This window comes from Kitasatospora sp. NPDC004272, assembly GCF_053603035.1.
On the sequence record NZ_JBSGET010000224.1, the window covers coordinates 1 to 8,845 of the forward strand.

General features: G+C 71.6%; 7 protein-coding genes. 2 read left to right on the forward strand and 5 right to left on the reverse strand.

The genetic code is table 11. The features are described 5' to 3' along the window. Nucleotides 1-734 (forward strand): class E sortase (locus ACWEO5_RS37070; protein ID WP_452166496.1); only part of this gene is annotated, 734 nt, incomplete at its 5' end. A gap of 18 nt (nt 735-752) precedes the next feature. After that, nucleotides 753-1,478, forward strand: coding sequence for a class E sortase (locus ACWEO5_RS37075; protein WP_344559004.1), 726 nt, complete (start codon nt 753-755; stop codon nt 1,476-1,478). Nucleotides 1,479-1,592: 114 nt separating this feature from the next. Here the strand turns inward: ACWEO5_RS37075 and pknB are convergent, their stop codons facing one another. The 5 genes from pknB to ACWEO5_RS37100 form a co-directional block, all read right to left on the reverse strand. After that, entirely contained in the window at nt 1,593-3,635 is a 2,043-nt protein-coding gene (pknB, locus tag ACWEO5_RS37080) for a Stk1 family PASTA domain-containing Ser/Thr kinase (protein WP_452166497.1), read from the reverse strand. Nucleotides 3,636-3,915: 280 nt separating this feature from the next. Continuing rightward, nucleotides 3,916-5,373 carry a peptidoglycan D,D-transpeptidase FtsI family protein gene (locus tag ACWEO5_RS37085; RefSeq protein WP_452166498.1) on the reverse strand — a complete coding sequence of 486 codons (1,458 nt, stop codon included), beginning with the start codon at nt 5,371-5,373 and terminating at the stop codon, nt 3,916-3,918. Then, on the reverse strand, nt 5,370-6,875 hold the full coding sequence (locus ACWEO5_RS37090) for an FtsW/RodA/SpoVE family cell cycle protein (RefSeq protein ID WP_452166499.1): 1,506 nt from the start codon (nt 6,873-6,875) through the stop codon (nt 5,370-5,372). Before ACWEO5_RS37090 ends, ACWEO5_RS37085 begins: the two co-directional genes overlap by 4 nt. Nucleotides 6,876-6,909: 34 nt before the next feature. Next, entirely contained in the window at nt 6,910-8,436 is a 1,527-nt protein-coding gene (locus ACWEO5_RS37095) for a PP2C family protein-serine/threonine phosphatase (protein ID WP_452166500.1), read from the reverse strand. A gap of 45 nt (nt 8,437-8,481) precedes the next feature. Then, nucleotides 8,482-8,845, reverse strand: a 364-nt coding sequence (locus ACWEO5_RS37100; RefSeq protein WP_452166501.1) for an FHA domain-containing protein FhaB/FipA, incomplete at its 5' end; no start/stop codon positions are given.

Genomic DNA, 8,845 nt, shown 5'->3' on the forward strand with positions numbered 1-8,845 from the left:
CCCGGCGGGCCGGCCGGTGGCCCGCCGGGCCGCGGCCGCCGCGCCCGCCGGAGCGCAAGCGGGTGGTGCTGGCCCGGCTGCTGGGGGAGGTGTTCATCACCCTCGGCGCGGTGATGCTGCTGTTCGTCTCGTACCAGCTGTGGTGGACCAACGTGCTGGCCGACCGGGACGCCAGCGCGGCCGGCAACAAGCTGGAGAAGCAGTGGGCGCAGCCGGTGCCGAACGGCAGCACGCCGCCGCCGCAGACCAAGTTCGAGGCCGGTGAGGGCTTCGCCATGATCCACATTCCGAAGCTGGGTCTGGACTACCCGGTCGCCGAGGGCACCGACAAGCAGAAGGTGCTCGACCACGGCCTGGTGGGCCACTACACGGGCACCGCGATGCCCTCCGACCCGGACGGCAACTTCGCGGTCGCCGCGCACCGCACCACGCACGGGCAGCCGTTCCGGAAGATCGGCCAGCTGGTGCCGGGCGACAAGATCGTGGTGGAGACCGCGACGGCGTACTACACGTACGAGGTGGCCGGCGGCATCCCGGAGACCCCGCCGAGCAACGTGACGGTGCTCCAGAAGGTCCCCAAGGGCTCGCCGTTCAACACGCCGGGCCGCTACCTGACCATGACGACATGCACGCCGGAGTTCAGTGCCCGGGGAAGACTGATCGTGTTTGGCAAGATGGTCGAGGAACGGCCGAGGAGCCAGGGGCAGCCGGAGGCGCTGACCGGGCAACACTGAGCAGCGAGGCACGGCACCATGGGCACAGCCATTCGGGGCGGGCGGCAGCGGCGCGGACGGCTGGGGGTGGCCCTGGGGCTGCTCGGGGAGGTGCTGATCACCCTGGGGCTGGTGCTGGCGCTGTTCGTCGGGTACTCGCTCTGGTGGACGGACGTGGTGGCCGAGCGGGCGGCCGGCCGGGCGGGGGACCAGCTCCGGAACAGCTGGTCCGGCCCGGCGGCGCCGCCGGGGGACACCGCCCCGGTGCCGCAGTACGCGGCGGGTGACGGGCTGGGTTTCCTGCACGTGCCGGCCTTCGGGAAGGGCGACCAGACGCTGATCCGGATGGGCACCACCGCGGAGGTGCTCAACGAGGGCGTGGCGGGCGTGTACGAGGAGCCGTACCGCTCGGCGATGCCGTGGGACCCGGAGGGCAACTTCGCGCTGGCGGCGCACCGGGACGGGCACGGCGCGAAGTTCCACGACCTGGACAGGCTCGGGGCGGGCGATCCGGTGGTGGTGGAGACCAAGGACTCCTGGTACGTCTACCGGGTCGCCGGGACGCTGCCGCAGACCTCCAAGTACGACGTGGGCGTGGTGGCGCCGGTCCCCGAGGGCTCGCCGTTCACCGGCCCCGGCCGCTACCTGACGCTGACCACCTGCACGCCGGTGTACACCTCCCGGTACCGGATGGCGGTCTGGGCGCAGCTGGTCCGGGTCGACCCGGTGGACGCGAGGCGCACCCCGCCGCCCGAGCTGCGCTGACGGGGCGTCGGCGGGGCGTCGGCGGGCGCTGACGGGGCGCCAGGACGGCCGAGGGGCCGCACCGTTCGGGTAGAACGGTGCGGCCCCTCGGCCGTTTCCCTGCCGTGCCCGCGGCTACGGCTTCGGGTCGTCGCCCTTGGGCGGCAACTGCGTGACCAGGACGACCTTGTCGACGCCGGGGGTGAGCGGGGTGCCCGCCGGGACGCTGGTGTTCACCACGATGGCGTTCGGGTCCTGCACGCCGGAGATCTGGTAGCTGATCTGCATATCGGCGAGCTGCTTGATGGCCTGGCTGACCTTGACGTTCTGCAGCGGCGGCATGTTCACCTTCTCGGCGAGCTTGCCGACCGTAAGGGTGATCGAGGTGCCCTGCCTGGCCTGGGTGTTCTTGATGCTCTGGTCGAGGACCTGGCCGGCCTGGGTGGGGTCGACGACGGTCTTGGTGGTCGGCGGGGCGACGGTGAAGCCGGCGGTGGTGAGGATCTGGGTGGCGTCGTCCACCGCCTTGCCGATCACGTTCGGCACGGGGGCCTTCTGCTGGCCGGAGGAGACCGTCAGGGTGATCGTGGCGCCGGGGGCGGCCTTGTCCTTGACGTCCTGCGAGACGACCTTGTCCTGCTCGACCTTGTCGTCGTTGGCGTAGGTGATCTTGACGTCGAAGCCCTTGTCCTTGAGCGTCTTGCTCGCGGCGTCCTTGGCCTGGCCGGAGACGTCCGGGACGGCGACCTGGGCCGCGGCGGCGGCCAGGTGCACGGTGATCGTGCCGTCGGACTCCATCTGCCCGCCCGCGGCGGGGCTCTGGGTGCAGACCTGGTCCTTCTGGACCTTCGGGTCCGGGCAGCTGGCGGCCGGGTCCCCGGCGGTCACCTTGAGCTTGGCGCTCTGCGCCTTCGCGGCGGCCGTCGCGTCCTCCAGGCTCATGCCGGTCAGGGTCGGGACGGTGCTCTTCCCGGCGTTCGTGCCGCCGGTCTTCACGATGGACTGCACCACGAAGAACGCGCCGACCAGGACCAGCACTGCCGCGACGGCGAGCACGATCCAGGAGGTGTTGTTCTTCTTCGGCTGCTCCTCGCGCCGCCGGCTGCCGCGGCCCTCGTAGCCGTCCCCGTCGTTGCCGCCGCCGTAGCCGTTGTCCTGGTAGCCGCCGTAGGGGGCGGGCTGCTGGTTGCCGACCGGCGGCAGCATGGTGGTCGGGCCGCCGCCCTGCTGGGGCAGCACGTTGGTCTGGCCGTACGGGTCGTACTGGTTGCCGCCCTGGTCGTAGCCGTAGCCGGCCGCGCCCATGCCGTAGGCCGCCTGCTGGGCGGCGGCGACCGGCAGGCCGTCGAGGAAGCGCTCGATGTCGTCGCGCATCTCGTCGGCGGACTGGTAGCGGTAGTCGCGCTCCTTGGCCAGCGCCTTGAGCACGATCGCGTCGATCTCGGGGCGCACCTCGGGGTCGTACGAGGACGGCGGCGCGGGCTCCTCGCGGACGTGCTGGTAGGCCACCGCGACGGGCGAGTCGCCGACGAACGGCGGCCGGACGGTCAGCAGTTCGTACAGCAGGCAGCCGGTGGAGTACAGGTCGGAGCGGGCGTCGACGGTCTCGCCCTTGGCCTGCTCGGGGGAGAGGTACTGGGCGGTGCCGATGACCGCGGAGGTCTGGGTCATCGTCATGCCGGCGTCGCCCATCGCGCGGGCGATGCCGAAGTCCATCACCTTGACGTTGCCCTGCCGGGTCAGCATCACGTTGGCGGGCTTGATGTCGCGGTGCACGATGCCGGCCCGGTGCGAGTACTCCAGGGCCTGCAGGATGCCGATGGTCATCTCCAGCGCCCGCTCGGGCAGCAGCCGCCGCCCGGTGTGCAGCAGTTCGCGCAGGGTGGAGCCCTCGACGTACTCCATGACGATGTACGGGATGGAGATCCCGTCGATGTAGTCCTCGCCGGTGTCGTAGACCGCGACGATGGCCGGGTGGTTCAGCGAGGCCGCGGACTGCGCCTCGCGGCGGAACCGGGCCTGGAAGGAGGGGTCGCGGGCCATGTCGGTGCGGAGGGTCTTCACGGCGACGGTGCGGCCGAGCCGGGTGTCGTGGCCGAGGTACACCTCGGCCATGCCACCGCGCCCGAGGACGCCGCCGAGCTCGTACCTGCCGCCTAGGCGACGAGGCTCTTCCATATCTCCGACCCTCTCCCCCACCGGTCGGTGAGGATGTGACGTAGGTGTCCCCGCACGCTCTCTTCGGACGCCTCGGCCCCGGCCGCGGTTCCACGGCCGGCCGGCGGTTTCCGGCTGCGGGTACACCCGCTGCTGGCGGATACGCTACCGGGCGAACCTGAGCTGCCCCGGGCAGCCCGCCAGCTGAGACCAGACCGGTATCGACCGGGACGGTCCCATTGTGACAATTCCGGCCGCCGATCGAGGACCGGCGGCCGGAATGTGACGCATGCGACCGGACCTACTTGCCGAGCGCCGCCTGCATCATCGACTTGGCGATCGGCGCCGCGATCGAGCCGCCGGAGATCTCGGAGCTCTGCGCGGCGCCGTCCTCGACCACCACCGCGACCGCGACCTGCTTGCCACCGGAGTCCTTGGCGTAGGAGACGAACCAGGCGAACGGCTTGCCCGCGTTGTCCTGGCCGTGCTGCGCGGTGCCGGTCTTGCCGCCGACCGTCACGCCCGGGATGCTCGCCCGCTTGCCGGTGCCGCCCTTCACGACGGCCTCCATGAGCTGCTGGAGCTTCTGCGCGGTCTCCGGCGAGACGGCCTGGCTCATCTGGTGCTCGGTGTGGGTGGAGATGGCGTGGCCGGGCGCGCCCTCCTGGGAGACCAGGTAGGGCTGCATCAGCGAGCCGTTGTTGGCGATCGCGGCGGCCACCATGGCCATCTGCAGCGGGGTGGCCCGGGTGTCGTGCTGGCCGATGGCGTCCATCGCGGTGCCGTCGGGGGAGGAGTTGCTGGGGAAGTAGCTGGCGGTGGCCCGGATCGGGATGTCGACCTTGTCGTTGTTGAAGCCGAACTTCTCGGCCTGCGCGCGCAGCGTGTCCCCGCCGAGCTCGGCGCCGATCTTGCCGAACACCGTGTTGCAGGAGATGGCCATCGCGTCCACCAGGGTGGCGTTCGTGCAGGGCTCGTCGGGGCTGTCGTTGACCAGCGGGGTGCTGGTGCCCGGCAGGATGTAGGTGTCCGGGGTCGAGGTGGCGTCCCCCGGGCCCTGGAACTTTCCGGTCTCGAACGCGGTGGCCGCGGTGACCAGCTTGAACGTCGAGCCGGGCGGGTAGGTCTGGCGCAGCGCCCGGTTCAGCATCGGCTGGTTCGGGTCGTTCTGCAGCGCCGTCCAGGCCGCGGAGTCGGCGTCGCTGCCGCCGGCGAAGGTGCCCGGGTCGTAGGACGGGGTGGAGACCAGCGCCAGGATCGCCCCGGTGCGCGGGTCGATCGCCACCGCGGCGCCCTTCTTGTCGCCGAGGCCCTCGAAGCCGGCCTTCTGCACCTTCGGGTCGATGGTGGTGACCACGTCGCCGCCCTGCTTGGGCTTGCCGGTCAGCATGTCCAGGGTGTTGCGGAAGAACAGCCGGGAGTCGGTGCCGGAGAGCACGCCGTCCTCCAGCTTCTCCAGCTGGCTGGAGTCGAAGATCTGCGAGGAGTAGCCGGTGACCGGGGCGTACATCGGCCCGTCCACCCAGGCGCGCTTGTACTTGTAGCGCAGGCCGTTGACGAAGTCGGACTTCGTGACGGGCTGCCCGCCGACGATGATGTTGCCGCGCGGGGTGGCGTACCGGTCGTACTTGGTCCGCTCGTTGTGCTGGTTGCTCGCCCAGGCCGAGGCCTGCACGCCCTGCACCCAGTTCACCCGGGCCATCAGCGCCAGGATCAGCACCAGGCAGAAGATCGAGACCCGGCGGATCGGCTTGTTCACGAGGACGCTCCCCTGCTCTGGCCCGGTGCGCCGTACCCGGGCGGCCCGTAGCGGTCGGGACCGGCGGGCTCCGGGATGGCCGGGGCGGGTTCGGCGGCCGGTTCGGCGGCCGGGCGGCGGGCGGTGTCGCTGATCTTCATCAGGACGGCGATCAGCGCCCAGTTGGCGACCACCGAGGAGCCGCCCTGGGCCAGGAAGGGCATCGTCATGCCGGTCAGCGGGATCAGGCCGGTGACGCCGCCCGCGACCACGAACACCTGGAGGGCGAAGGCCGAGCTGAGGCCGACCGCGAGCAGCTTGCCGAACGGGTCGCGGGCCGCCAGGGCGGTGCGCAGGCCGCGCTGCACCACCAGGCCGTAGACCATGAACAGCGCCATCAGACCGGTCAGGCCCAGTTCCTCGCCGAACGAGCCGAGGATGAAGTCGCTCTTTGCCGCGAACTGGATCAGCCAGCTGCGGCCCTGCCCGAGCCCGGTGCCGACGGTGCCGCCGGAGCCCAGCGACATCAGGGTCTGGCCGATCTGCTCCGAGGACTGCTTCGGCGGGTTCGGCCCGAACGCGGCCATCGGGTCCAGCCAGGCGTTGATGCGGGTCTTCACGTGCGGTTCGCTGGTGGCGACCACGGCGGCGCCGCCGAAGGACATCACCAGGCCGAAGACGATCCAGCTGGTCCGCTCGGTGGCCACGTACAGCATCACCACGAACAGGCCGAAGAACAGGAAGGACGAGCCGAGGTCGGTCTCGAAGACCAGGATCAGGATCGACAGCAGCCAGACCACCACGATCGGGCCGAGGTCGCGGCCGCGCGGCAGGTACAGGCCCATGAACTTGCGGCTGGCCAGCGCCAGGGCGTCCTTCTTCACCATCAGGAAGCCGGCGAAGAAGATGGTCAGGATGATCTTGGCGAACTCGCCGGGCTGGATCGAGAAGGACCCGATGCGGATCCAGATCTTCGCGCCGAAGTTCGCGTCCTGGGACGGGAAGAAGGCCGGCGCGGCCAGCAGCACCAGCGCCACCACCATCGAGATGTAGGTGTAGCGCTGCAGGATCCGGTGGTCCTTGAGCAGCCACATCACGCCGATGAACAGCGCGATGCCCAGGCCCGACCACATCAGCTGGTTGGTGGTCGCCGGGTAGTTGTTGCTCAGCAGCTTGCCGGCCTTGTCGAGCCGCCAGATCATCACCAGGCCGAGCCCGTTCAGCAGCGTCGCCAGCGGCAGCAGCAGCGGGTCGGCGTACGGGGCGAACCGGCGCACCGCCAGGTGCGCGGCGCCGGCCAGCACGCCCAGCCCCAGGCCGTACGCCAGGATGTTGGCGGGCAGCGTGCCGTCCATCGCCAGGCCCACGTTGGCGTACCCGAACACCGGGATCACCACCGCGAAGGCCAGCATCAGCAGTTCGGTGTTGCGCCGGTTCGGCACGGCGTCCCCGGCGGACCGGCCGGCGGCGCGGCGGCGCCCGGTGGCGGGCGCGCGGCCGCCGCTCACGTCGAAGGTGCTCATGCCTGTGTGAAACCCCCCGGGTTCGACCGCGGCCCTACTGGGCCGAGCAGGAGGCGGCGAGCTGCTGCTCCTGCTCGGTCAGCGGCGGCGCGGACGGCTCGGTGCCCTCGCCTGCGGCCGGGGCGTTCTTGGACTCTTCGACCTTCTTGCAGACGGCGGCCTGCGCGCGCAGGGCGTCCACCTGCTTCCGGGCGTCGACCAGGCCGTCGGCCTGGATCTTCTTGCTGACCTGGTCGCGCTGGTAGGCGGGCAGGTACTTGAGTTCGACGTCGGAGAACTGCTGGTAGACCGAGCTGAGCTCGATGCCGACCAGGTTCTGGTCCAGGCCGCGGTAGACCGCGACGTGGCCGTCCTGGGCGCCGACGTAGTACTGGTCCTGGTTCCACCGCCAGGCGAAGAAACCGCCGGCCCCGAGCACCGCGAGCACCAGCACGCCGATCAGGGTGAGCTTCAGGCCGCGCTTCTTCTTCCGGCGGTCGACCGGGGCGTCCGGGTCGAAGCCCTCGCCGGGCGCGCCGTACTCCGCCTCGCCGTAGCCGCCCTCGCCGGGCGGGAAGCCCCCGGCCGGGGCGCCGTAGCCCTCGGCGGGGCCGAAGTCGCCCGCCGGGGCGCCGAAGCCGGGCTGCTGCTCGTAGCCGCCCTCGTAGCCCTGGGCGGGCCCGAAGGCGCCCTGCGGGCCCTGCTGCTGCGGGGCCTGGCCGCGGCCGAGGCCGGCCGCCCGGCCGGCCGGGGTGTCCAGCAGCTGCGGGTCGTTGAACTGGTGGTGCGGCTGGTTCTCGGCGACCGCGCCGACCACCACCGGGGCCTCGGCGGCCTGGCCGCTGAGCGGGTCGGTGGCGCCGACGTCGATCACGTCGGCGACGATGCAGGTGATGTTGTCCGGGCCGCCGCCGCGCAGCGCCAGCTGGATCAGCTCCTGGACGGTCTGCTCGGGCGCGTAGTAGCCGCCGAGCGTCTCCTCCAGGGTCTGGTGGCTGACCGGGCCGGACAGGCCGTCGGAGCAGATCAGGTACCGGTCGCCGGCCCGGACCTCGCGGATCGACAGGTCGGGCTCGACCTGGCCGCGGCCGTCCAGGGCGCGCATCAGCAGCGAGCGCTGCGGGTGGGTCTCGGCCTCCTCGGCGGTGATCCGGCCCTCGTCGACCAGCCGCTGCACCCAGGTGTGGTCCTGGGTGATCTGGTCCAGCCGGCCGTCGCGCAGCAGGTAGGCGCGGGAGTCGCCGATGTGCACCTGGCCCATCCGCTGGCCGTCCCACAGCAGCGCGGTCAGGGTGCAGCCCATGCCCTCCAGCTGCGGGTCCTGCTCGACCATCAGCCGGAGCCGGTCGTTGGCGGTCTGCACCGCCTCGTTGAGCAGGCTCAGCAGGTCGGCGCCGGGGTGCGGCTCGTCGAGCCGGACGATCGAGCCGAGGACCTCGGAGGAGGCGACCTCGCCGGCCGCCGCCCCGCCCATGCCGTCGGCCACCGCGAGCAGCCGGGGCCCGGCGTAGCCGGAGTCCTCGTTCCCTTCACGGATCAGGCCCTTGTGCGAGCCGGCGGCGAAGCGCAGCACGAGACTCATGCTGTCCGGGCCCTCCTTCGGGTGGAGCTGGTCCTCATGCGCTGACTACTTCCGCAGCTCGATGACGGTCCTGCCGATTCGGATCGGCACGCCGACCTGGAGCGGCATCGGCGTGGTGAGCCGCTGCCGGTCGAGATAGGTGCCGTTGGTGGAGCCTAGATCCTCCACCGTCCACTGCCCAGCCTGATCCGGGTAGATCCTGGCGTGACGCGAGGACGCGTAGTCGTCGTCCAGCACGATCGTGGAGTCGTGCGCCCGGCCCAGCGTGATGGTCTGGCCCTGCAGCGCGACGGTCGTGCCGGCCAGCGAGCCCTGGGTCACCACCAGGTGGGTGGGCTGGCCGCGGCGCTGCCGGGCCTGGGCCTGCTGGGCGGCGGCCGGCGGGGCCTGGCCCTGCGGCGGGCGGCCC

What these genes read in the sequence shown, in the direction of transcription:
- ACWEO5_RS37075 (WP_344559004.1), top strand. Translation starts at nt 753, where the DNA reads ATGGGCACAGCCATTCGGGGCGGGCGGCAGCGGCGCGGACGGCTGGGG.
- pknB (WP_452166497.1), bottom strand. Translation starts at nt 3,635, where the DNA reads ATGGAAGAGCCTCGTCGCCTAGGCGGCAGGTACGAGCTCGGCGGCGTC.
- ACWEO5_RS37090 (WP_452166499.1), bottom strand. Translation starts at nt 6,875, where the DNA reads ATGAGCACCTTCGACGTGAGCGGCGGCCGCGCGCCCGCCACCGGGCGC.
- ACWEO5_RS37095 (WP_452166500.1), bottom strand. Translation starts at nt 8,436, where the DNA reads ATGAGTCTCGTGCTGCGCTTCGCCGCCGGCTCGCACAAGGGCCTGATC.